20 protein-coding genes and 1 pseudogene are annotated in these 23,207 nt (G+C 71.1%); 10 read left to right on the top strand and 11 right to left on the bottom strand.

Going from position 1 to position 23,207, the window contains the following annotated elements:
* Positions 1-164: 164 nt before the first annotated feature.
* Positions 165-1,637: a sialidase family protein gene (locus tag ACGFQ9_RS37585; protein WP_393580331.1), complete on the top strand. Its 1,473-nt coding sequence runs from the start codon at positions 165-167 to the stop codon at positions 1,635-1,637.
* 75 nt (positions 1,638-1,712) lie between these two features.
* On the opposite strand, the gene ACGFQ9_RS37580 is transcribed toward ACGFQ9_RS37585, so the two are convergent.
* A complete protein-coding gene (locus ACGFQ9_RS37580; RefSeq protein ID WP_393580329.1) occupies positions 1,713-2,243 on the bottom strand; it encodes a DUF1990 family protein in 531 nt (176 codons plus the stop codon).
* 340 nt (positions 2,244-2,583) lie between these two features.
* Between ACGFQ9_RS37580 and ACGFQ9_RS37575 the strand changes: the two genes are divergently transcribed.
* Positions 2,584-4,389 (top strand): protein kinase, encoded by a 1,806-nt coding sequence (locus ACGFQ9_RS37575; protein WP_393580327.1) that lies wholly within the window; start codon positions 2,584-2,586, stop codon positions 4,387-4,389.
* A gap of 270 nt (positions 4,390-4,659) precedes the next feature.
* Here ACGFQ9_RS37575 and ACGFQ9_RS37570 read toward each other — a convergent pair whose 3' ends face one another.
* A complete protein-coding gene (locus ACGFQ9_RS37570) occupies positions 4,660-5,322 on the bottom strand; it encodes a deoxynucleoside kinase (RefSeq protein ID WP_393580326.1) in 663 nt (220 codons plus the stop codon).
* A 463-nt stretch (positions 5,323-5,785) separates the two neighbouring features.
* Between ACGFQ9_RS37570 and ACGFQ9_RS37565 the strand changes: the two genes are divergently transcribed.
* A complete protein-coding gene (locus tag ACGFQ9_RS37565) occupies positions 5,786-7,141 on the top strand; it encodes an alpha/beta hydrolase family protein (RefSeq protein WP_393580325.1) in 1,356 nt (451 codons plus the stop codon).
* Positions 7,142-7,212: 71 nt separating this feature from the next.
* Here ACGFQ9_RS37565 and hpf read toward each other — a convergent pair whose 3' ends face one another.
* The 5 genes from hpf to ACGFQ9_RS37540 all read right to left on the bottom strand — a co-directional run bounded on the left by hpf (position 7,213) and on the right by ACGFQ9_RS37540 (position 11,711).
* On the bottom strand, positions 7,213-7,512 hold the full coding sequence (gene hpf, locus ACGFQ9_RS37560; RefSeq protein WP_393580324.1) for a ribosome hibernation-promoting factor, HPF/YfiA family: 300 nt from the start codon (positions 7,510-7,512) through the stop codon (positions 7,213-7,215).
* A 142-nt stretch (positions 7,513-7,654) separates the two neighbouring features.
* The gene (locus tag ACGFQ9_RS37555) at positions 7,655-7,882 is read right to left on the bottom strand and encodes a hypothetical protein (protein ID WP_393580322.1); all 228 of its coding nucleotides are present in this window, start codon (positions 7,880-7,882) and stop codon (positions 7,655-7,657) included.
* Between the two features lie 97 nt (positions 7,883-7,979).
* Positions 7,980-8,753, bottom strand: coding sequence for a hypothetical protein (locus ACGFQ9_RS37550; RefSeq protein WP_393580321.1), 774 nt, complete (start codon positions 8,751-8,753; stop codon positions 7,980-7,982).
* A gap of 144 nt (positions 8,754-8,897) precedes the next feature.
* The gene (locus tag ACGFQ9_RS37545; RefSeq protein WP_393580320.1) at positions 8,898-9,761 is read right to left on the bottom strand and encodes an alpha/beta fold hydrolase; all 864 of its coding nucleotides are present in this window, start codon (positions 9,759-9,761) and stop codon (positions 8,898-8,900) included.
* A 162-nt stretch (positions 9,762-9,923) separates the two neighbouring features.
* Positions 9,924-11,711, bottom strand: coding sequence for an FG-GAP-like repeat-containing protein (locus tag ACGFQ9_RS37540; RefSeq protein WP_393580319.1), 1,788 nt, complete (start codon positions 11,709-11,711; stop codon positions 9,924-9,926).
* Positions 11,712-12,230: 519 nt separating this feature from the next.
* Between ACGFQ9_RS37540 and ACGFQ9_RS37535 the strand changes: the two genes are divergently transcribed.
* Positions 12,231-13,487 carry an isochorismate synthase MenF gene (locus ACGFQ9_RS37535; protein ID WP_393580317.1) on the top strand — a complete coding sequence of 419 codons (1,257 nt, stop codon included), beginning with the start codon at positions 12,231-12,233 and terminating at the stop codon, positions 13,485-13,487.
* A gap of 316 nt (positions 13,488-13,803) precedes the next feature.
* Here ACGFQ9_RS37535 and ACGFQ9_RS37530 read toward each other — a convergent pair whose 3' ends face one another.
* Complete coding sequence (locus ACGFQ9_RS37530) at positions 13,804-14,457, bottom strand: DUF998 domain-containing protein (protein WP_393580316.1); 654 nt, start codon at positions 14,455-14,457, stop codon at positions 13,804-13,806.
* Between the two features lie 206 nt (positions 14,458-14,663).
* Here ACGFQ9_RS37530 and ACGFQ9_RS37525 point away from each other — a divergent pair, with 206 nt between their 5' ends.
* Both ACGFQ9_RS37525 and ACGFQ9_RS37520 read left to right on the top strand, forming a co-directional pair.
* Entirely contained in the window at positions 14,664-16,184 is a 1,521-nt protein-coding gene (locus ACGFQ9_RS37525) for a serine/threonine-protein kinase (RefSeq protein ID WP_393580314.1), read from the top strand.
* Positions 16,185-16,367: 183 nt separating this feature from the next.
* Complete coding sequence (locus ACGFQ9_RS37520; RefSeq protein WP_393580312.1) at positions 16,368-17,525, top strand: RNA-guided endonuclease InsQ/TnpB family protein; 1,158 nt, start codon at positions 16,368-16,370, stop codon at positions 17,523-17,525.
* Positions 17,526-17,600: 75 nt separating this feature from the next.
* Here ACGFQ9_RS37520 and ACGFQ9_RS37515 read toward each other — a convergent pair whose 3' ends face one another.
* A complete protein-coding gene (locus tag ACGFQ9_RS37515) occupies positions 17,601-18,458 on the bottom strand; it encodes a LysR family transcriptional regulator (protein WP_393580311.1) in 858 nt (285 codons plus the stop codon).
* Positions 18,459-18,539: 81 nt separating this feature from the next.
* Here ACGFQ9_RS37515 and ACGFQ9_RS37510 point away from each other — a divergent pair.
* From ACGFQ9_RS37510 to ACGFQ9_RS37495, 4 genes and pseudogenes are all read left to right on the top strand, one after another.
* A pseudogene (locus ACGFQ9_RS37510) lies at positions 18,540-18,776 on the top strand (MBL fold metallo-hydrolase); the annotation flags it as partial.
* Positions 18,777-18,966: 190 nt separating this feature from the next.
* Entirely contained in the window at positions 18,967-19,290 is a 324-nt protein-coding gene (locus tag ACGFQ9_RS37505; RefSeq protein ID WP_393580338.1) for an MBL fold metallo-hydrolase, read from the top strand.
* Positions 19,291-19,350: 60 nt separating this feature from the next.
* On the top strand, positions 19,351-20,913 hold the full coding sequence (locus ACGFQ9_RS37500) for a serine/threonine-protein kinase (RefSeq protein WP_393580309.1): 1,563 nt from the start codon (positions 19,351-19,353) through the stop codon (positions 20,911-20,913).
* 408 nt (positions 20,914-21,321) lie between these two features.
* The gene (locus ACGFQ9_RS37495; RefSeq protein WP_393580308.1) at positions 21,322-22,062 is read left to right on the top strand and encodes an SDR family oxidoreductase; all 741 of its coding nucleotides are present in this window, start codon (positions 21,322-21,324) and stop codon (positions 22,060-22,062) included.
* Positions 22,063-22,178: 116 nt separating this feature from the next.
* On the opposite strand, the gene ACGFQ9_RS37490 is transcribed toward ACGFQ9_RS37495, so the two are convergent.
* Together ACGFQ9_RS37490 and ACGFQ9_RS37485 are read right to left on the bottom strand one after the other, a co-directional pair.
* On the bottom strand, positions 22,179-22,601 hold the full coding sequence (locus tag ACGFQ9_RS37490; RefSeq protein ID WP_393580307.1) for a hypothetical protein: 423 nt from the start codon (positions 22,599-22,601) through the stop codon (positions 22,179-22,181).
* Positions 22,602-22,747: 146 nt separating this feature from the next.
* Positions 22,748-22,882, bottom strand: a complete 135-nt coding sequence (locus tag ACGFQ9_RS37485) for a hypothetical protein (protein ID WP_393580306.1) — start codon at positions 22,880-22,882, stop codon at positions 22,748-22,750.
* Positions 22,883-23,207: the final 325 nt, after the last annotated feature.

Here is a 23,207-nt window from a genome sequence, read left to right as displayed (position 1 = left end):
AGCGGGCTCCGCCGTCCGGTCGATCAAGGGCGCCTGCCATGACGCCGATGCGTATCAGGCGGAGTCGTCCCACCCCCGTCTTCCGGTCTGCCTCCGCGCCCCACGCCGTTCCGATGGGGGCGGTCCCGCATCCCGGCCGTCGAGGTCCGGAGGAGAGATCCCGCATGCGCGCGTTCCTGCCCTTGACCGCTGTCGCCACCGCCGCGCTCCTGCTCGCCACTCTCACCGGCGCGGCTCCCGCGGCGGCGGGCCGTAGTCCCGACAGCGCACCGCTGGTCAAGGTGTCCGAAGGCGACCCGTACGCGGACTGCACCATCGGCGCGAGGTCGCCCGACAGCGTCGTCTATCCGGGCACCGAGGTGGAGCCTTACCTGTCCGTCGATCCGCGCGACCCCGAGCGCGTGGTCACCGTGTTCCAGCAGGACCGCTGGAACGACGGCGGCGCCCGCGGCCTGGTGGCCGGCTGGACCACGGACGGCCGCACCTTCCACCGGAGCACGCTGCCGTTCAGCCTGTGCGCCCCGGGCGGCGCGGACTTCGAACGGGCCACCGACCCCTGGGTGAGCACCGGGCCGGACGGCACCGTCTACGCCAGTGGCGAGGGCGTCGACTTCACCAAGAGCACGCGCAGCGGCCTCCTCACCGCCACCTCCCGCGACGGCGGCCGCACCTGGCAGAACCTCACCGTCACGCACGTCGACGAGCAGCCGTTCTTCAACGACAAGCCCTCCCTCACCGCCGACCCGATCCGAAAGGGCACCGCCTACCAGGTCTGGAACCGCCTCGACAACGACCCGCCCGGCCCCGGCTCCCTCGACGGCCCGGGCTACATCTCCCTCACCCGCGACGGCGGCCGCACCTGGAGCGAGGCCCGGCCGTTCGTCGACACCGGCACCGTGCCCAACACGCAGACCATCGGCCACGTGATCGTCGTCGACCCACGAACCGGCACCCTGTACGACTTCTTCGACCGGATCACGTACTCCGACGACCTGAGCACCGTCACCGAAGCCCACTACGCGGTGGTCACCTCGACCGACGCCGGAGAGACCTGGAGTGCCCCGGTCACCGTGGCCCGGGACACCTCCGTACCGGAGGTCGACCCGAACGACCCCACCAGACTGCTGCGCGCCGCCGCCACCCTGCCCAGCCCGGCCGTCGACCCGAAGACGGGCACGCTGTACATGGCCTACGAGGGCTCGGACTTCTCCGGTGGCAGGTTCGACTCCGTCCAGCTGGTGCGCTCCACCGACGGCGGACGCACCTGGGGGAGCCCGGAGCTGATCAGCCCGCAGGACGTGCCTGCCTTCTCCCCGTCGATCGCGGTCGACGGGCGGGGCACGGTCGCGCTCACCTACTACGACCTGCGCTTCCTCAAGCCGGGCGACACCACCACCCTGCCCACCGCCTACCAGCTGGCGACGCTGCCGCACGGCGATCCCGGGCTCCGGACCGAACGGCGGATCTCGCGGGTCTTCGACTGGCTCCAAGCGCCCTTCGCCGGGGGCTACTTCCTTGGCGACTACCAGGGCCTGGCAGCGGACGGCAAGGGAGTACGGGCGGTGCTGACCGAGACCCACTCCGGCTCACCACAGAACCGAACGGACGTGTACAGCGGCAGCTTCCGCACCCGCTGACCGACCCGTGCGCCGCCGGCCGGCCCGGGGCGGCCAGGGCGCGAGTGCACCCGGGGCCGGTGCATTCCCTCCGTGTCAGCCGGAGGCGGCCAGGGCGCGCAGGTGGTGGCCCAGCAGCCGGACGTAGCCCCGCTGGAGGACCGGGACGAGCGGGCCCGCGAGGCGGGTGTACCAGGCTGCGGGGCGGCTGAAGGCGGTCACCTCGAACCACACGGTGCCGTCGGCGGCGATCTCCACCAGGAACGCTTCCTCCCCGCACTCGGGGTGGCCGGTGAGGGTCCCGTAGGCGAAGCCGGCCCGGTCGGGCTCCTCCGGGATCCAGATGACCTCGCACGGGGCGCCGATCCGCAGCGGGCCGGCGCCGATCGCGATCTCCAGCCGTGCGCCGGGAACGGCCGGGCCGTCGGCGCGGACGCTCGCCCCGGTCGCCCGGTGCATCCGGAAGTCCGTGACGGCCGAGCCGGCCGCCTCGAAGACCGCGTGGCCGTGCCCGATCCGGGTGCGGTGGTGCAGGTGCCGGTACCCGGCGGGCAGCGGCCGCAGGCGAGTTGCGCCCCGTTCGGGGTAGGTGAGGACGGGCCGGCCGGGGCCGAGGAAGCGGGTCATCTCGAGGTCCTTCCTTCCGGAGCCGGGCGAGAGCCGAAATCCCTTGAACGTGTTCAAGTCCTGCCTCCGACCCTACGAGGTTCCTTGAACATGTTCAAGGCGCAGGGGCGCCACTCGACCTGCCCGACCTGTGCGGATGTCGCGCAGGAGGGGCGGGCGGGCCGCGGCGGAAACGCGGGACTGTCCTGATCTCGGCTGAGATGTCTTGCCGATCACGGCTGTTGGAACGTGTGACCTGCGCGCCGAGGCCGGGCCGTGCGCACTCGCACACATGCCAACGCCTACCCTGGTGCCCGCCATATGGCGGCTTTCGAACAGTGCGACGAACGGGATGTGACAGGTGACGGGGGCGAACGGCGCGGATCTGGTCGGCGAGGTTCTGGGCGGGCGATACCGCGTGACCGCGACGATCGGGCGCGGTGGCATGGGTGTGGTCGCCCGGGCGGTGGACCAGTTGCTGAACCGCGAGGTCGCCGTCAAGGTCCTGCGGGCCTACACCGACGCCTCCCCGGCCGAACTGGCCGATCTGCGGGTCCGGATGCAGAGGGAGGCCCAGGCCGCCGCCCGTATCCGGCACGGTGGTGTGGTCACCGTGCACGACGTGGTCGAGGAACAGGGGCTGCCGGTCATCGTCATGGAGCTGGTCGACGGACCGTCCCTCGACGCCGTGCTGACGGAGCGCGGTCCGCTGGACCCGCGCGAAGCGGCCGCGATCGGCGCCAAGCTGATGGACGCGCTCGACGCGGCACACCGGGCCGGGGTCCTCCACCGGGACGTCAAGCCCGGCAACGTCCTGCTCGAGCGTGCGGGTACCGCCGGTTCCGAGGGCTATGGGGGAGGCCGGGTCGTGCTCACCGACTTCGGCATCGCCACCATGGAGACCTCCGGCGACGAGGCCCTGGCCAAGCTGACCCAGAGCGGCCAGATCGTCGGCTCCCTCGACTATCTGCCGCCGGAGCGCGCACAGGGCCAGGTCCCGGGTGCCGCGTCGGACATCTGGGCGCTCGGCATGACGCTGTACGCGGCCGTGGAAGGCGCTGCGCCCTTCCGCCGTACCTCGGTGTGGTCCACGCTGGCGGCGATCGTCGGCGAACCGCTGCCGGAGCCCCGGCGCGCCGGACCGCTCACCCCGGTGCTCCAGGCCCTGATGGCCAAGGACCCGCTGCAGCGCCCCGACGCCGCGCGGGCGCGCGAGATGCTGGAGGCGGTCGCCAGGGGCACCACGCCCGACCTCGCGGCGACTCCGTCCCCCCAACCCGTCATTCCACCTGGCTTCGGCCCTGCCATCGCCACAGCGCCACTCTCCCAGCCCACCCCCCACCCCATCCCTCAACCCACCCCGCAGCCCATCCCTCAGCCCACCCCACAGCCCGTCGCTCCCTACCCCGCCGGCGCGTACGGCGCCCCTCCACCGATGGGCACCGCGCAGCCGGGCATGGCACCTGGCATACCCGCCGTTCACAACAGCCGCGCCGAGACCCGTGCCACGACGGTCCGCACGCAGCGCCGCCGCACCCGCACCATCGTCGCGGTGGCGGCCGCCACCGTCCTCACCTGCGGTGGCGTCGGCTACGCCCTGATGGACCTACGAGGCTCCGAGGAGGGCGGCGGGTCGAACACGGCGCTCCCCACGGCGAGCACCCCCGCCGACGGTGACGTGCCCGGCGCGGGCGGCCCGACCGCCGGCCCGGCCTCCCCGGGTGACCTCACGTCCCTCAGCCCCGGCCAGAAGCCGTCCGGCACCCCCTCGAAGAAGGGCGGCAACCAACCGACAGGAGCCACGCCGACTCCCGGCAAGGGAGGTGCCAAGCCGTCCGGCACCCCGTCAGCCTCCTCGAAGGCAACGCCCGGTTCCACGGTGAAGGAGCCCACCCCGGTGTCGACCGCGTGCACCGGCTGGGCCCACTCGAACCGCAGCGATGGCTACGGCCGCGCTTCCCAGACCACCCACCTCTACACCGGCCCGTACGCGGAGTGCTCCTATGTGACCGAGGTCAAGTCCGGCACGAAGGTCTACTACCACTGCTACGTCACCAACGCCCACGCCAACAAGTGGATCTACGCCCGTATCGCGGGCACGGAAACCGAAGGCTGGGTGTTCGGCGACAAGTCCACCCTGGACAGCGGCTCGCTCGCCCGCTGCTGAGACGGCCCCGCATCCCACCGGAGGGCCGGGCCCTCCGGTCCGGCGGAGCGATCCGAGCCAGCGAGGCCCGCAGCTCCTCGGCGGTCGCGGCCCACCGCCGCCGTCGTGCGGTTCGGCCGCGGTACTCATGCCGCCCCCTGCCCTTCGGCATCACCCTGACCGGATGGTCCGCCTCGACGGTGGGCCGCGGCCGGCGTGGAGACGTGCTGGCGGGACCAGCCGACCTGCGCGGCCACCGCGGCCGGCCCGCCGGGCTCGCGCCCGTGGTGGTCAGGGCCGGTTTCTGACCGTGGCCAGGGCGTTCTTGACCTCCTGCGCCACTCGGGTGGCGTCGTCGGGGTTGTTCACCACGTCCGTGCGGTTCATGTCGATGACGAGGACCTCACTGGCCGAGTAGTGCCGGTGTACCCAGTCGTCGTAGCCGGACCACAGCGTCCGGTAGTACTCGACGAGGTTCTCGTCCTGTTCGAAATCGCGGCCCCGCAGACCTATCCGGTGCAGCACCGTCTCGAAGTCCGCCTTGAGATAGACCATGAGATCGGGGGCCTTGCGGTACGGCAGGCCGTCGATCTCCCGCATCATCTCGTTGAGCAGCCCCTCGTACACGCGCATCTCGAGGGAGCTGATCCGCCCCAGGTCGTGGTTGACCTTGGCGAAGTACCAGTCCTCGTAGATGGACCTGTCGAGGACGTTGTCGCCCTGCCTGTACGCCTCCTTGATCGAGGCGAACCGCGTCTGCAGGAAGTAGAGCTGTAGCAGGAAGGGGTAGCGCCTCGCCTGGATCTCATCGGGGCTCGCGGTGTAGAAGAGCGGCAGGATCGGGTTGTCTTCCACGCTCTCGTAGAAGACTTCGCTGCCCAGCTCCTTGGCGAGCAGTTCGGCCACGGTCGTCTTGCCGATTCCGATCATGCCTCCGACGCAGATCACTGGCATACCTCACTTCTCCCTGGGGGTCTTCTGTTCGTGGGCGGGCGGGCTGGGCAGCTCACACCCCTGAGACGCTCGCCGACGGGCACGCGATTCCCGGGAGCTTCATGATCAGCATCATATGGTCCCCCGTCCGGACCAGAACCCTGACACAGGCTGCTCTCGACGTCCGGCCGGCCTGACCCATCCGCAGCTGTCGCGCACGTCGACGCCCGCGGCCCCGCGGCCGGCTTGAATCCTAAGTGACGAACGATGTGCCCCACGCCGGCCGGAGCATCGGCACTCCGGCTTCCCCGAAGCGAGCCGACGCGACGGTACGGGCACGCATCCGGAGCCGCGTACGGGCCATGCGGGCGGCAACACGAACGGGGGCAGGCACGAAGAGCGTCCGGGGGCCTCCACCAGTGCGCCCTGATCCGAACCGCGTGAGGCTGAACTCGCCAGGCCGAAACGACGTTTGGAGGAACCCGTGATCATCCCCGCCTCACCGTCTTCACCGCCTTCTCCGCCTTCTCCGTCCTCACGCGGCGCGAAGCGGTACCGCGCCGGCCTCCGGGCAGCAGGGGCGGCCGTCTGCTGCGGCCTGATACTGGGCGGCCCGTCCGTCGCCGCCGCAGCACCCGCCGCCGGAGCGCCCGCCGCCGGAGCGCCCGCCGCCCACGCCCGGACACAGGCACAGCACCCGGAGCAGGGCCGGGGCACACTGGTCTCCGCCGAGAAGCTGTACACGCTCGCGACCCCGCAGGACGTGGCCGCCGAGCTGAGAACGGCCGGGTTCGAAGACGACACCGTACGGCACGGCGTGGTCGCGTACCGGCTGGTCTACCGGACCGTCGATCCGCACGGGCGGCCCACCACGGCGAGCGGACTGTTCGTGCTGCCGCTCAACAGCGCGAAACGGCTGTACCCGGTCTCCTTCGCGCACGGTACCGGCAGCCACAAGGACGATTCCCCGTCCATGCGGCGCGGCGCCTTCGTGTCCGCGCCGGTGATCGCGCATGCGTCGGCGGGTGCTGCCGGGGTCGCGCCCGACTATCTGGGGATGGGCACGGGACCCGGTCTGCACCCCTGGATGGACATCGGCTCCGAGACCACCGCGTCCCTGGACATGCTGCGGGCGGCCCGAGCCTTCGCGCCGCGCACCGGACACGTGCTGGAGCGGAAGGTCATGGTCACCGGCTTCTCACAGGGCGCCTCGGCGGCACTGGGGCTGGGCCGGGCTCTGCAGGCGGGCGAGGACCGCTGGTTCGGGCTCGGCGCGCTGGCACCGGTCAGCGGCGCGTACGACTTCGGCGGCACGGAACTGCCCGCCCTGCTCGAGGGCAGGCTGGAACCCAAGTCCGGCGTTCTGTACGCGGCCTACACCCTGGTGGCGTTCCAACGGCTCCACCACATCTACGACAGCCCTGGCGAGGTCTTCCGGGCCCCTTACGACAGAACCGTCGAGGCGCTCTTCGACGGCGCGCACACGGGGGAACAGCTGATGCGGGGTACCCCGGGCACCCTCGACGAGCTGCTGACCGACCACGGCCGCGAGCTGCTCGCGCATCCGACGGGGCCGCTGACAACGGCCCTTCGCGCAACGGATGCCGTATGCACGGACTGGGCCCCCCGTGCCCCGGTCCGGCTCTACATGGCGAGTGGGGACGAGCAGGCCGTCACCGCCAACACGGAGCACTGCCGGGCAGCTCTCCTCGAACGTGGCGTGAAAGCCCCGATCGTCGATCTGGGCACTGTCGACTACCACGGATCTCGTCACCTGGGCTCCAACGTCGCGGCCACGTCGGCGATCGTCCGCTGGTTCGGTGAGTTGCTCCGACGCTGACGTGACCGCGGGACCGCAGCCGAGCCGGCCAGGCCTTGGGGGTGCGCTTGCGGGCGTGAAGGCGGGTTCGACTACTTGCGGCGTCCGTCCAGCCTCTGCGTGTGCCTCCTGACCTGGGCGTAGAGCTTGTCGACGAGCCTGTCGACGGCCGTGTGCATGTCAGAGGCCGCTGCGGTGATGGTGGTGAGGTCCTGGCCATCGACCCGGACGGTGCCCGAGGCGGTCTGCTCCGAGCCGTTGATCTTCAGGCTCACGTCAGCGCTGATGCTCTTGACGCCCTGTCCGTCGAGCCTGGCCAGCTTCTCGCCGACGAAACCGCGCAGTGCGTCGGTGATCTCGACGTTGTCTCCGTTGAGCGTGTAGATCATCATTTGCCTTTCGGTTCTGGCAGGTCCTCGCTGGTCAGGCTAGGTGCCTTTTCGGGCTCGAACGAAGCTGCGGCAGAACTTTATCCCTTTTGTGCTGGTTGCGGTGTGCCGATTCCTCCGCGGCTGGGGTAGGCGAGTGAGCGACTCAGGCGACCTTCCGGGGCCCGGGCGCCTTCCGCGTCTTCACGCCACCGACCACGAGTGCCAGCCCCACGGCGACGATGCCGAGGTAAGCGGTGGACGGAAGGTCGACGACCTTGTGCATCCAGCCCCACTCGGTGCCGAAAAGGGTCTGCGAAGCGAAGCTGACGAGCCCCTGGGCTCCTACGACGTAGCCGATGCTTTCGACGGTGTATCCGATGGTTGTTCGCACGGATCAACCCTCGCGCGAAGGTGCCGCGGGATCGTCCTCCACAGGGCCGAAAACACAGTAGGCCGAAGGATGCAGTCGCTTGTTGTTGCCTTCCCGGTCACGAGGCCGCGTCGAGCTCGGCCCGGATCAGCGTCACGAGGTGGTGGGGGTGTGCCGTGCTGTCGGTCGCCCCCAGCTCGTGCCATCCGGCGTGGACCACGCTTCCGTCCTTCAGCACCTCGCCGTCCTGCTCGCACCCGAGCTCCCAGGTGGAATCGCCCCGCTGGAAGATCCACGTCCGGCCCCGGTGCTCGAACCTGATCTCACAGCCGCACCCGAACTCGCTGTCGTCCTCCCCGACTTCGCCGGGGCCGTGGCGCTCCGTCAACTTGGCGGCGGGACCGAGGAGGGCCGCGACGGCGGCGAGGGTCTCGTGTGCGTCGGAGGGGAGTCGGGTGAGGTCGGGGAGCGCGTCGAGGGTGCTCACGACGCCGGGGGCGAAGCCCTTGGCGAAGGTGACGGCCGCGGCCGTCTGCGTCAGGCCGCCGGCCGCGTCGCCGGTGAACGCGGTCTCGCTGCGGCCTTCGGCGCGCTGGATCAGGCGGCGGAGAGACTCGAAGCTGTCCGCCGTCGCGTGGAGCTGGGCGAACAGCGCGGAGGCCACGACGGCGGCTTGCTGCGGGGTGTACAGGGCCCAGTCGGATTCCAGGGCGTCGCGGAGGCCCTCGGCGGCTTCCGCTCCGGCGATGGCGAGGGCGATCGTGGCAGCGGGTTCGGAGCCGCCGTCCTCGGTGAACATCCGGATGCCGTTGCAGGCGTCTCGAACGGCGCCGCGGATGTCGGCCTCCTCGTACTCCTCCCGGAGCGTGCGCCACGGCTCGGTCTCCGTCATGGATGCGTCTCCTTGATCGTGTCGATCGTGTCGGTGGCGCCGATGGGCCTCGGCGTCCGCCGCTCACTCAACGAGCGGATCGGAATCCTCGGAACGGGCACGAGGCGCACACCACTGAAGCGCCACGTCGCTGTGATCCTGAGGTCAGCTTCCGGGAGTGCAGGCCTCGCCGTCGTTGTCGTCGATCAGCCAGGCGAGCATCGCGGGGGTGGCGTCGAAGTGGCCGCCGTGTCCGGCATCGGCCTTCTTGATCAGCGTCGCGGCCGGAATACGTGCGGCGAGCCACTCGCCGTGCGCAGGGGGAACCAGCGTGTCGAGGCCGCCGTGCCAGATCCGGACCGGAACCCTGATGTCCGCCGGGTCGAACCCCCACTCGGTGCCGAAGAGCGCCGTTACGTCATCCACCCAGCCGTCCAGGCCCGGCCGGACCGCTTCGGCGAACGCCGCGCCGACCATCGCGCTGATGTCCGGTCGGGAAAGAACCGCCTGTTCGATTTCCGGCAGCGGCGGAAAATCGGCCGTTCCGAGATTCGCCAGGTGTTGCATGACGGCTTGCCGCCCGGTCGAGGCAGCAGCGGCGCTCCGGCGGTTCCCCTCGCTCATGCCGGCGGTCCAGTCCAGCCCGGCGGCGTCACGCGGCGCCAGGCTCGCCAGCGCCCCCAGCCGCGTCACCCGTTCGGGATACCGGGCAGCGAAAGCCATGGCGTGCGGGCCGCCCCCGGACACCCCGAACACCGCGAAACGCTGCAGGCCGAGCGCGGCGGTGAGGGCGGCCACATCAGCGGCGGCATCGATGACCCGACGCCCCGGCCTCGGTGTGGAACCCCCGAATCCGGGCCGGTCGTAGGTGATCAGCCGGACGCCGAGCTCGTGGAAGAGGGAATCGTCCGGGTATCGGGCAAGCCGGCTCATCGGGCTGCCGTGCAGATAGACGACCGGCGTCCCGGTGGGGTCGCCCCACTCCTCCATGGCCAGCGTTCGACGGTCTTCGGTGATCAACTCGCGCATGGCGGCCAAGCTAGCCCGCCACCGATGGACGGCCAATGCTTTTCATCCACAGCGCAACATCGCCGTACTGCCGTACTGCGGGAAGGCACGGGCGAGATGTTCCGGTGGACACCCGAGCCCCCCGGGAGTTCCAGGGGGCTCAGGTCGTCGGGGTGGTCGTGATCAGGCGGGGCAGCCGGTGCCGGTCGACGGGTTGACGCAGGTGTTCCTGCCCGGGCCGCCGTCGTTGGTGTTGGTGCCGGGGCCGCCGTCGAGGACGTCGTCGCCCGGTTCGCCGAAGAGGGAGTCGTCGCCGCCGTTTCCGTTGAGGGTGTCCCTGCCGGGACCGCCGAAGAGGGTGTCGTTGTTGTCGTTCCCGTTGAGGACGTCGTTGCCGGAACCACCCTCCACGCGGTCGCCGCCGGAGCCACCGGCCAGGACGTCATTGCCCGAGTCGCCGCAGATGAGGTCGTTGCCGCCGAGGCCGTTGATCAGGTCGTTGCCGGCGAGCCCGAAGATCACGTCATTGCCGGGGGTGCCGACCAGGTTGTCGGCGCGGTTGGTACCGACGATCGTCGGTGTGGCGCTGTCGCACGTCACCGTCAGGGGATTCACGACCTGGTTGACGGTGTTGCTGACGGAGGCCGCGTACGTGCCGTCGCCACCGTACTCGGCGGTGATGGGGTGGGTGCCGGCGGTGAGGGCGCTGGTGGTGAACGTCGCGGTGCCCGTGCCGTCGAGGGTGTCGGTGCCCAGGGTGGTGGCGCCGTCCTTGAAGGTGACCGTACCGGTCGGGGTCCCCTCGGTGCCGCTCACCGTGGCGGTGAAGGTCACCGGCTGGCCGACGGTGGACGGGTTGAGGGACGAGCCCAGCACGGTGGTCGACGCGGCCCTTACGGCGAGCAGCACCGAGACGTCGTTCCCGGCGGCGTTCGCGGTGGCCAGGTCGAGGAACGTGTCGTCGTTGAGGTCGGCCACCGCCAGGCCGGTCGGCTGATCGCCCGCGGTGTGGTTCTCGGCCGTGCCGAAGGTGCCCGATCCGGTACCCGGCAGGACCGATACGTCGTCACTGCCCGAGTTGGTCGCGACGAGGTCGAGGTTGCCGTCGCCGTCGAGGTCGGCCGCCGCCACCGTGAACGGTGCGTCGCCCACCGTGTAGGGCACGGCCGTGGCGAACGTACCGTCACCGTTGCCCAGCAGCACCGACACGGTGTCGGCGTCGAGATCGGCGGTGGCCAGGTCGGCGTCGCCGTCGCTGTCCAGGTCGGCCACTGTCACCGAGAACGGGTTGTCGCCGACGGAGTACGGCACGGCCGGGTCGAAGGTGCCGTCTCCGTTGCCCAGCAGCACCGACACGTTGTCGCTGATCGAGTTCGCGGTGACGAGGTCGACGTTGCCGTCGCCGTTGAGGTCGCCCGCCGCCACCGAGAACGGGTTGTCGCCGACGGGGTACGGCACGGCCGGGTCGAAGGTGCCGTCTCCGTTGCCAAGCAGCACCGACACGTTGTCGCTGCCGGCGTTCGCGGTGGCCAGGTCGGGGTTGGCGTCGCCGTCGAAGTCGGCGGCCACGACCGAGACCGGTACACCGCCCACCGGGAAGTCCGTGGGCATGTCGAACGTACCGTCCCCGTTGCCCAGCAGTACGGACACGTCGTCGTCGCTCGCGTTCGTGACGAGGAGGTCGAGGTTGCTGTCGCCGTCGACGTTGGCCACGGCCACCGAGACCGGCAGGTCGCCCACCATGTAGGGCACGGCCGTGGCGTACGTGCCGTCGCCGTCGTTCAGGAGCACCGACACGTCGTCGCTGAAGGGATTCGCACTGACGAGGTCGAGGTCCCCGTCCCCGTCGAAGTCACCCGCCGCCACCGACTGCGGCCCGGTGCCGACCGGGTAGTTCACCGGTGGGGCGAACTCCTGGGCGTGGGCCGACGGAGCGCCGAGCAGCGCGGCGAAGAACACCGCGCCGGTCATACCCGCCAGGACACGCCTCCGCCTCCGTCGTGCTGCAGGATCCCCGGCCCGTGCGCTGGGCACGGTATCTCTCGCTACGCACCGGACCGACAGGTTCATCACGAGCACCTTCGCATTCACGGCTGGGCAGTCGGGACCACAGGGGCGTGAGCCCGCACCTGGCACCCGACCCATGGACATGGCGGCAGAGGGCACACGCGGGCGGGCAGACCTGCTCTCGCCCGCGTCCGCAGCCCGGCAAGGCAGCACTCTCGCATCGCGGGACGGCCGTGCTGTCGGTGCCGCGACCTTGCCCATCCCCGAAACCACTCAGAAGGAGGCCCGATGACCAGGGGGGTCCTGCTGACGAACCTGCCTCCGGGCGGGAGGGTGTCGTTGAAGACGACGTTCTCGGCCCCGCGCTGCCATGGAGCACGACGCGTTCCGCGCCGTGTCCTCCACGGTGCACACCGTGCAGGCCCACCGCCCGTGAACCCCCTACCCTCCCCGCAGTCACTCCCGGAAAGCGAGCGACCCCCGTTGAGCAGCAGCAGCCCGCTCGAAGTCACCACCGTCCGGATCCCCGACCCCGGCCCCCTCGCGCCCCTGGCCCCAGGGCCGTCCAGCACGCTGTGGCTGCACCGCGGGGACGGGCTGGTGGCCTGGGGGGAGGCCACCCGGCTGGAGACGGCGGGCCCCGACCGCTTCGACGAGGCGGACCGCAGGTGGCGGGAGTGGACCGCCGCAGCCGTGATCCACGACGAGGTCCGCCGCCCCGGCACCGGCCCCGTCGCCTTCGGCAGCTTCACCTTCGCAGCGACGGGAACATCGGCGCTGGTGGTGCCCCGCGTACTGATCGGCCGCCGCGACGGCGACTCCTGGATGACCACGGTCGGAACACCTCCCCGCCCCGTCCCCAGGCAGGAGCCCGCACCGATGCCCCGGGCGACCTGGCGGAACGATCCGACGGCCAAGTCCCACTGGCAGAACACCGTCGACGAGGCCGTCCGGCGCATCCGCGACGGCGAGGCCCGCAAGATCGTCCTGGCCCGCCAGACCGTCGTCGAACTCAGCCGCGCCGCCGACCTGCGCACCCTGGCGGCCACCCTCTCCGACCGCTACCCGGACTGCTTCACCTTCGCCGTCGACGGTCTCACCGGTGCCACCCCGGAACTCCTCGTCCGCCGCATGGGACGGCAGCTCACCTCCCTCGTCCTGGCCGGCACGTCCTGGCCGGGCGGCGCCACCCCGATCGGCACCGCGAAGAACGCCGAGGAACACGGCTACGCCGCAGCCTCCGCCACGGACGCGCTGCGCCCCTTCTGCGCCGAACTACGCCACTGGGACCGGCCCGAACTCCTTCGCCTGCCCCACCTCACGCACCTGGCCACCCGCATCACCGGCACCCTGAACGAGGACGTGTCCTCCCTCGGACTCGCCGGTGCTCTCCACCCCACCGCGGCGGTCGGAGGCACACCCACCGACCGCGCGCTCGCCCTGATCCAGGCCCTGGAGAACACCGACCGCGGCAGGTACGCGGCCCCGGTGGGCTGGCAGGACGCCCGGGGCGACGGCGAATGGTGCATCGCCCTCAGGTGCGCGGCCATCGAGGGCAACCGCCTACGCCTGTACGCGGGCTGCGGCATCGTGGCCGACTCCGAACCGGAAACCGAATGGCAGGAGACCGAGGTGAAACTGACGGCGATGCGCACCCTCTTCGAGGACCGCGCGCCCGCCCGCGGACAGCGGATCGACCACCACACCCAGGCGACACGTCCGGCACCGCCGCACCTCTGACGGGCCGCGACCGGGCAGGCCGGGGCGGGATCGGGGGAGAGCGGGACCGCGCCCGTCACAGGAACTCCAGAAGATCGCCCGGGGCGGCCGCAGAAGGCGTGCCGCATGCCGCCGTGCGGTGCGTCCCCCGGATCCGCGGCTCGCGGAGTTGGCCGCACGGTCCACCGACGACCGCGCAGGCCGGCCGAGGGAGGGCGACGGACAACCGGTTGTCCGCGGACAAGCGGAGGGATTGCGGCCGGCGGGCGGGACGGCGGGGCTTCGCCTGTTCGGAGACGTGCCGGCTTCGCTCCGGTGTTCCGCCCCCTGGCCCCGTTCAGGCCCGGTCGGACGCGGCGGCGACCGCCGCTGCGCATCGCTGCACGTGCTGGCCGAGAACGCCGAGCAGGGCCACCTCGCAGCCGAGCAGTACGCGTTCGACCAGACCGATCAGCTCCCGGCCGCCAGGGCCCGCCGAGTAGGCCATGACCGCGGCGCCGCCCAGCGCGGCCCACGAGAGCAGGCGCAGACACCGGACAGTGCCGCCCGCGCGGGGATCGGCGCCGAGCCGTCGTGCCAGCAGCAGCCCGGCGGCTGGCAGCGCGGTGAACGCCGCGATGGAGGCGTAGCGGTGCACGAGCGCAGGCCCGCTCAGCCGGTCCGTGAGCGGATCCGTTGGCACGACCGCGGCAATGACGAGCCCCAGCCCCCAGACCGCCAACAGGACGGACGGCACGCCACGCACCGCGGCCGTGCGCGCCCTGGCCGCCACCAACAGGGCCAACGACACGCCGCCCAGCAGGGCCATTCCCGTCTCGATCGGGCCCCCGCGGTCCAGAGCCGCGAAGTCACTGACCGTCAGGGACAACGGACTGAGCTCCTGGTCGGTGTCCGACGGGGCCCACAAGGCCGCGAACACGGCCCAGATCACAGCGGCCCAGACCCCAGGAGCGAGAAAGCGACCGAAGCGGTGACGTCCCGAAATCAACATGACCTCATGCTCGAACCCCGGAAGGCACCAGGACACCGGCGCCGACCCGGAAGCACCCCTGACTCCGAACCCCGATCCGTACCAGGGGCGGCCCCGGGATCCCGATCCGGTGCGGGGCCGACGAACGCGAACCGGCCGACCCGGCACCGCACACGAGCCGGGGGGGCCGTTCTCACGACGAGGCGCGTTGGGTTAGGTTCCCGGTCGTGACTCACGATCGAGGACGGCTGCTGGCCGGCCGGTACCGGCTGGCCGAACTGCTCGGCCAGGGCGGCATGGGAACCGTCTGGCGGGCCCGCGACGAGCAACTCGGCCGGGAGGTCGCCCTCAAGGAACTCCGTCTCCCCGACGACCTCGACGCCACCCGACGGAAGGCCTGGATCGGCCGCCTGGACCGCGAGGCGCGCGCGGCCGCCAGGCTGAAACACCCGGGGGTCATCACCGTCCACGACCGGATAGCCGGCGACGACGGCCGCCCGTGGATCGTGATGGAACTCGTACACGGCCGCTCCCTGGACGACTTGATCAAGGAGAACGGGCCGCTTCCGCCGGCCCGGGTCGCCATGATCGGCCGACAGGTCCTGGACGCGCTGCGCGCCGTGCATGCCACGGGCGTCACCCACCGGGACATCAAGCCCGCCAACGTCCTGCTCGAAGGCGACCGGGTGGTGCTGACCGACTTCGGGATCGCCGCCGTGGAGGGCGAGCCCGGTCTCACCCGGTCGGGGGCCCTCATGGGGACCCCGGTCTACATGTCCCCCGAGCAGGTGCGCGGTCTCCCGGCGACCGCCGAATCCGACCTGTGGTCCCTCGGCGCGACGCTGTTCACCGCCGTGGAGGGAAACCCTCCGTTCAGCGGCTCCGGTTCCTGGGCTGTTTTCGTCGCCATCGCCACCGAGGAACCCGCCACCGCCGTCCGCGCCGGAGAACTCGCCCCCGTGCTGACCGGCCTACTCCGCAAGGACCCGGCGCAGCGCTTCACCGCCGAGGAGGCGTACGACCTGCTCACCGGACCGGCGGGCGAAGCGGAGCCCTCCCGGCCGGACCCCGCGCCGGCATCCGCATCCACGCTGCGGCTGCGTTCGACGCCGGGCGCCGGCCCCGGCGAGGGACGGCTGACGCCGACGGGGCCCGGCCCCGCCCGTCCTGCCCGGCGGTGGGGGTACTTGCTGGGTGGCCTGGCCGCGGTCCTCGTGGCCGCCCTGATCGCGACGCCCTGGTGGTTACCGGGCTCCGGAACCCCCGACGACGACACCGGCCGCACCCGCGCGACCGACTCCACGGCGCCCACGCACCACTCCCCGTCCCCATCACCCTCCCCTGCCGCACCCACCACGACCGGCCCCTCCACCCCCAGCCCCAGCCCCAGCCCCACGCCCACGCGCAGACCCCCACACACCCCCCTCGACCGCCAAGCCATCGAGCGCGTCTTCGCGCTCTACATGAACGGTCTGGCCGACCACGACATGACCTCGCTGCGCCGGGGCACCTGCCCCCGGCTGCGCTCGGGCCTGCTCGGATTCGCCCTCAACGGCTACTTCGTGGACCGCTGGGAACTCCAGCCCTACGAGATACCCGCGGGCATGGACGAGCTCAGCGTGGAAGCGAAGATCACCCGACGCGACCCCGAGACCGGGCAGCTCGCCGGCGACGTCCTCAACCAATGGATCATCGAGCGGAACGCGGACCAGCAGTACTACGTATGCGGCTGGCTCAACGAGGAGTGACCCATCCCCCCGCGGGGCTCCACCAGGCCGAACGCCTGCACACGTTTCAGCTTGATCTTGCGAGGAACCTCGGGCGTTTACGCCGGGAGGAATCGCATCCTTGGCACGGAGGAGCGAAGCGCCGGAATTCGTTCCGCTCTGGCTGGAACGGGCATTGTCAGTGGGGCCTGTTGCGTTGCCCGTATGAAGATCGTGACGCAGGTGAAGCTGATGCCGGAGGCCGACCAGGCCGCCGCGCTGCGCTCCACCCTGCGCACGGTCAACGAGGCCGCGTGCTGGGTGTCGGGGGTGGCGTTCGAGCGTGGTGTTCCGCGTGAGTACGAGTTGCGCAAGCACACCTACGCCGAACTGAAAGCCCGGGGTCTGGGGGCGCAGGCCACCCAGCACGTGATCAAGAAGACCCGCGGCGCATACACCACGCTCAAGGCCAACACCAAGGCCGGGAATCTGGGCAAGCCGGGCTCCAAGCGGCGGGCCAAGGCGGAATCGAAGCCGATCACGTTCCGGCCCGAGGCCGCACAGCCGTATGACGACCGGTGCTTGTCCTGGCAGTACGACGCACAGACGGTGTCGATCTGGACCACGACCGGGCGTCTCAAGAACGTCCCCTTCACCTGTTCCACGGACGCGCTCAAGATGCTCCGCGAGCACCGCAGGGGCGAGTCCGATCTGATCGAACGCGACGGGGTGTTCTACCTGGTCGCCGTCTGCGATATCTCCGAGGCCGAGCAGTATGAGCCCACCGGGTTCATCGGCGTGGACCTCGGGATCGTCAACATCGCCACCACATCCACCGGCTACCGCCCCGCCGGGCGCGGACTGAACCGGCACCGGGCCCGACAGCTCGCCCTGCGCAAGAAACTCCAGGCCAAGGGCACCAAGTCCGCGAAGCGTCTCCTCAAGAAGCGCTCGCGGAAGGAAGCCCGGCACGCCGCCAACGTCAACCACATCATCTCGAAAAGGATCGTCACCACCGCTGAACGCACCGGACACGGGATCGCCCTCGAAGACCTCACGGGCATCCGCAGCCGGGTACGGCTCCGCAAGGACCAGCGGACCTCCCTGCACTCGTGGAGCTTCCACCAGCTCGCCTCCTTCGTGGAGTACAAGGCGAAGCGGGCCGGAGTGCCGCTGGTGTACGTCGATCCGGCGTACACCAGCCGGCAGTGCTCCGAGTGCGGCCACATCGACCGGAGGAACCGGATCGATCAGGTGACGTTCGCGTGCCGGGCCTGCGGGTTCCTGGCCAACGCGGACGACAACGCGTCCCACGACATCGGCCGCAAGGCCGAGACCGTGTGGACTGCGGGGCGTGAGTCACGCGTCCCTGCCACCCCGTAACGGGGTGTCTGGACGGAGGAGCCAACCCAGCAGCCAGTTGGGCGCTACCTCCAAACCCGGTCCTTTAGGGCCGGGTCAAGTTGACCGGCGGTGGGTGGCTGTCGCGATGCGGACGAACGAAGGGATCAACGGGTTCGTGTCGTCCTCGTTCCACACCGCCACCACCCGGCTCGGTGCCATGTCGGCCAGCGGTACCGCGGTCAGACCCTCGGGCATGTCGTGCCCGAGGGGGGTGATGCCGACCGTGGCGTTCCAGAGCACGGCTTGCCGGCACTCCTGGACGGCCCGTACCACCGGCCCCTCGCGCGGTTCACCGCCGCTCCAGTACGACCACCACTGCCGGTCGGTGCCCTCCGGGAACCGGAACCAGCGCCGACCGGCCAGTTCGGCCGGCTCCAGGCGGGTACGGCAGGCGAGCGGGTCGTCGGTGCGCAGCACCGCGCCGACCGGGTCCGCGCGCAGCTCGTGCACGGTCAGGCCAGTTTCGTCGAGCGGGGCCCGGGTGAGGGCGATGTCGACCAGCCCGGCGCGCAGCCCGCAGGTCGGGTCGGTCAGGCCGGTCGCGCGGATGCGGACCTCGATGCCCGGGTGTTGCCTCCGGTAGGCGTCGGCCAGCCGGACGACGCCCAGGTCGGTGCCGTCGCCGAGGAGGCCGATGGTGATGGCTGTGGGGCCGGCCTCGGCGGCCACGCGTACGCGCACCCGGTCGGCCTGGTCGAGCAGGTTGCGGGCCTCGTTCAGCAGCACCTTCCCGGCGGGGGTGAGGGAGACGCCCGGTAGGGAGCGGTGCAGCAGGATGACGCCGAGGCTGATCTCCAGCTGCTTGATCGCCCGGCTCAGCGGGGGCTGGCTCATGTGCAGCCGCGCGGCGGCCCGGCCGAAGTGGAGTTCCTCGGCGACCGCGACGAAATAGCGCAATGCCCGCAGCTCCATCCTGCGACGATACCCGTACGGTATCGGGGCTGCCTGAACCGGTCTTGGACGGCCGACGTCCTGCAGGGGTGCAATCGAAGCATGAACGACGCGCTGCTTCCCGACCCCGCCGTCCACGTGGCCGGTGCCCAGGAGATCGCCCCCGACCTGATGGTGATCCCAGACCGTGGGATCCCGCTGGTCCCCAACATCGGCATCATCGGCGGCACACAGGCCGTCCTCGTCGTCGACACCGGCATGGGCACCGCCAACGCCGAGCAGGTCCTCGCCCTGGCCGCCGAGGCAGCCAAGGGCCGCCGCCTCTACCTGACCACGACCCACTTCCACCCCGAGCACGCATTCGGCGCGCACGTCTTCGGCGGCCGGGCCACCTACCTCGCCAACCGCGCCCAGGCGGAGGACCTCAGGACGAAGGGAGCCGGCTACCTGGAGATGTTCCGCGGTCTCGGCTCGCCGGTCGCCGGTCGCCGACCGCCTCGACGCCGACGTCCGCGTCGTCACCCCGGACGTGGTCTACGACGACCGGCACGACCTCGACCTCGGCGGCCGCACCGTACGCCTGCGGACCACCGGCCAGGGCCACACCAAGGGCGACCAGGTGATCGAAGTACCCGACGCCGGTGTCCTCTTCACCGGCGATCTGGCCGAAACCGAACAATTCGCCCGCCTCCGCAGGCGGGAACCGAGATCGTCCCCCGACCGCCGGCGGGCATCCCCTGCGCCGCCCGGGCGATGCCCTCCCTGCTGCCCCGTACCCCGCCCGAACCTGTGGGTGCGAGCCGCTTCACACGCTCCCGTGCCGAGGGCGGCGCTGCTGTGCCATGCTGACTGACGCTCACGTGACGGGCGTTCACGTGGGAACGACGCCGCTGGCGTCTCAGGGGGGTGTGGCATGGAGCCGTTGACCGCGACCGACCCGCGCCGGGTAGGCGCGTACCGGCTCCTGTACCGCCTGGGGGAGGGCGGCATGGGCCGCGTCTACCTCGGCCGGTCGCCGGGCGGCCGGACGGTCGCCCTCAAGGTGGTGCACGGGACGATCGCCGACGACCCGGACTTCCGGCGGCGCTTCGCCCGCGAGGTCAGGGCCGCCCAGTCGCTCCGGGGAGCCGGGACCGTGCCGGTCCTGGACGGCGACCCTGAGGCGGAGGTGCCCTGGCTCGCCACGGCGTACGTACCCGGGCCCGCGCTCTCCGACGCCGTCATCGGCCACGGGCCGCTGCCCCAGGAGGCCCTGTGGCGGCTGCTCTCCGGACTCGCGAAGGCGCTGGCGGTGGTGCACGGGGCGGGTCTGGTGCACCGGGACGTCAAACCGTCCAACGTACTGCTCTCCCAGTCGGGGCCGCTGCTCATCGACTTCGGCATCGCCCGGTCCGCCGACGACACGGCGCTGACCGGGACCGGTCTGGTGGTGGGGTCGCCCGGCTACATGTCACCGGAGCAGGCGGAGGGCCGGACCGTCGGCCCGGCGGCGGACGTGTTCTCCCTGGGAGCGGTGCTGGCCTTCGCGACGACCGGGCGCGGCCCGTTCGGCGGCGGGTCGGTGGCCGAACTGCTGTACCGGCTCGTGCACCACGAACCGGACCTCGACGGGGTCGGGGGCCGGTTCGGGGAACTGGCCCGGCACTGCCTGGCCAAGCGGCCCGAGGACCGCCCGACGGTCACCGAGCTCGCCGCCGCGACCGAGGAGCGGGCGGGCACAGGCCCCTGGCTGCCGGCGCCCGTGGTCGCCGCCATCGCGCAGAAGGCGGAGGAGTTGCTCAACGCGGAGACGGAGGAGCCGGAGGAGCCGGAGGGGGACACGGAACACCTCGTACGGGAGCGGGCGTCCGGGGCGGCTTCCGGACCGGACGAGGAGGCCACCACCGCGCTTCCCCCGCACACCCCGCCGCCCACGGCGGTCCTTCCCGGCCGGCCGCCTGCCGGGCCGGCCCGCGCTCGTGCCGCATCGTCGACCGCGTCCTCCCGGCGGAAGGTCGCCATCAGGGCCCTGACCACGGGTCTCGGCAGGCCCCTCTACGGGCTCTTCTTCCTGATCCCGGTCGTGGTCCTTCTCATCGGAGGGTTCGACCTGCTGGACCGGGCGGCGCAGTACCCCTCCGAATCAGAGCAGCAGAGCGGCGCGCACCAATGGGCCATGAACGACGACTGGTGGCGCTTCCCCGTGACGCTCCTGCTCTTCGGCGCGATGGCCTGGCTCCACGTCTACCGGAAGCGGCTGATGACCGTGCCGCCCGTCAGGGTCCGGCTGTGGGCGGCCGGGATCGGCCTGTACTGGATCGCCCTGATCGCGGGCACGGCCCTGCACCTGGTGTGGTTCATGATCGTGGCCGAGGACATGCCCTACGAGGCCGGCGACCACCCCCTCCTGTGGGTGGCCATCCCGACGATCATCATCGGGGCGGGGGTCTCGCCCGTCCTGCTGATCGCCTCGGCGCTCCGGATCGCAAGGGCCTGATTCCCTGCGCCGGCCGCGGTACGGCAGGAGGTCGGCCGTGCCCGACCCACCTCATTTCCCACGTGGCGGCGTCAGATCGGCTACGCGTACGTGCTGCGCCGGCTTTGAAGCCGGCCGACACACTCTTGGGTAAGGGCCGACTGGAGACCTTCCCTTCGGTCTCGGCCGACGGTGGCCTGGGGCGGGCGGCGTTCGCGGACACCCGGCGACAAGGCGTCCGGCGACGTCGGCACATCCCGGGCGTTGATCGAGGGCGTTGCTCCTGACTGCCTTGCCGAACAGGTGCAGGCACTGCCCCGCGAGGGGTTCGTGGCGTCCGTCCGGGCAAGCCGGGCGGATTCACCCTCACCAGGCCCGTATCGTCTCGACCAGAAGTGTCCGAGTTGGGTGGAAGGGTTGGGTACGGTCATGAAGATCACCGTCATCGGCGGCACCGGACTGATCGGTTCCCGGCTCGTCTCCAGGCTCCGCGAAGCCGGACACGAGGTGGTCGCCGCATCCCTCTCGAGCGGAGTCGACCTGCTCACCGGTACGGGGCTCGACCAGGTGCTCGAAGGCGCCGAGACGGTCGTCAACGTGACGAACTCGCCCACGTTCGACGAAGCTTCCCCGGAGTTCTTCCGCACCACCATGGGCAACCTGCTGGCGGCGGGCGAGCGCGCGGGCGTCCGGCACCAGGTCATCCTCTCGATTGTCGGAGTCGACCAGGTGCCGCAGCTGGACTACTACCGCGCCAAGACGCTCCAGGAGGAGCTGCTGCGCAAGGGGCCCACCCCCTACTCGATCGTGCGCGCCACCCAGTTCTTCGAGTTCATGGACCCGGTCATGTCCTGGACGGCGGACGACGACACCGTCCGGCTGCCCGCCACGCCGGTCCAGCCCATCGCTGCAGCTGACGTGGTGGCGGCATTGGCCGACGTCGCCACCGCTCCTCCGCTCGGCGGCACGCTCAACGTCGCGGGCCCCGACGTCTTCACCCTGGACGAGCTCGGCCGCCTCACCCTCTCCGCCCGGCAGGACCCGCGCACTGTGGTCACCGACGCCCAGGCGGGCATGTTCGCGGCCGTCACCGGCGACGTCCTCATCGCCGGCGACGGCGCACGCCTGGCCCCCACCCACTACGAGGACTGGCTCGGCGACCGCGCTTGATGACCCAGGCGACAGCCAGCCAGCGGACAGACCCCCGCCCCCGGGCTGCTGATCACCAGACTCGCAGGGCGCCCGGGCGATCGCCGAACCCCTGGCGGAGGCCGCGTAGCCCCGCCTTACCTGCCGGTCTCGGCGGGGCTTGGCTTGGGGGTGCCTTCATATCGTCCTAGATTGATGGTCCAGTCCTTTGCGTCTCCTTCGCGGGAGACGTAGACGCGGATGGTGAACGGTCTCCCGGCTTTGTCCGTACCGCTCACGTCCACGTCTGCGGCCTCGGGCGATGTGGGGGTGGTGACCTTCATATCGGCGATCTTCAGGCCGCGGCCGCCCTCCTTGGAGATGATCTCCTCGGCGTCCTCCTCCATCCCCACCAAGCTGTTGTTCTCCACCGCCAGCGCCAATAGAGCCTTCGGGTCTCGGTCGTTGAGCGCGGAGATGTATGCCTTCGCGGTCTCTTCCTCGCTCCTGCCCTCAGTGGAGCAGGCAGCGAGCAGCCCGCCTGCAACGGGGACCAGCACCAGTGCCAGGGCCTTTCTCACAGGACGCTCCTCTTGTTCGGATCAGGTGCGGTGAGCGTAGAACCAGGCGCCCTGGTTCTCGGCCAGGATCTTGTGCAAAGACTTGTTGTAGACATTGTTGGTGTGTCCGCTGAGCATGGGCACGCCACCCGCTTCGGCGGTGACGATCATGGTGTGTGGCCGAGGACGACGTTGCCGTCGATGGTGCCGGAGGTTGCCGCGTACGCGGGCGGCGCGAGCACGGCACTCCCTGCCACCAGCGCCAAGGAGGCGAAGAACGCGCCCATCGCAGGGGCCTTCACCGTGGAGGCGAAACGCCTGCCACGTGCTGCCTGTGGTGCCGGTCCGTCACAGCGGTGTGTGTCGCGGGGATCTGCGTGGCCCCGGGATATGAAGGAGCCTGCCTCTCGTAGATCATCAACGACAGGCAGGGTAGGCCCTGCACGATGTCTTCCCCTTGATTCCGGCCACCTGCGCAGGCGGCCACCTGAACGTGGTTAGCCGGGTGCCCACGAGGCCGGCAGCCATGGCGGAAGGAGGCAGCTGGAACTCCAGAGACGGCAGGCAGGTGACCGCGACCACTGACCGACGCATCCGGGCGCGCCCGGACGACGCGGGCGCAGCGCT

Origin of the sequence: Streptomyces sp. NPDC048603 (assembly GCF_043199475.1) — a bacterium.
Classification (GTDB): Bacteria; Actinomycetota; Actinomycetes; order Streptomycetales; family Streptomycetaceae; genus Streptomyces.
Note: the sequence above shows the minus strand (reverse complement) of the source record. Positions and strands in the feature narration are given on the sequence as shown.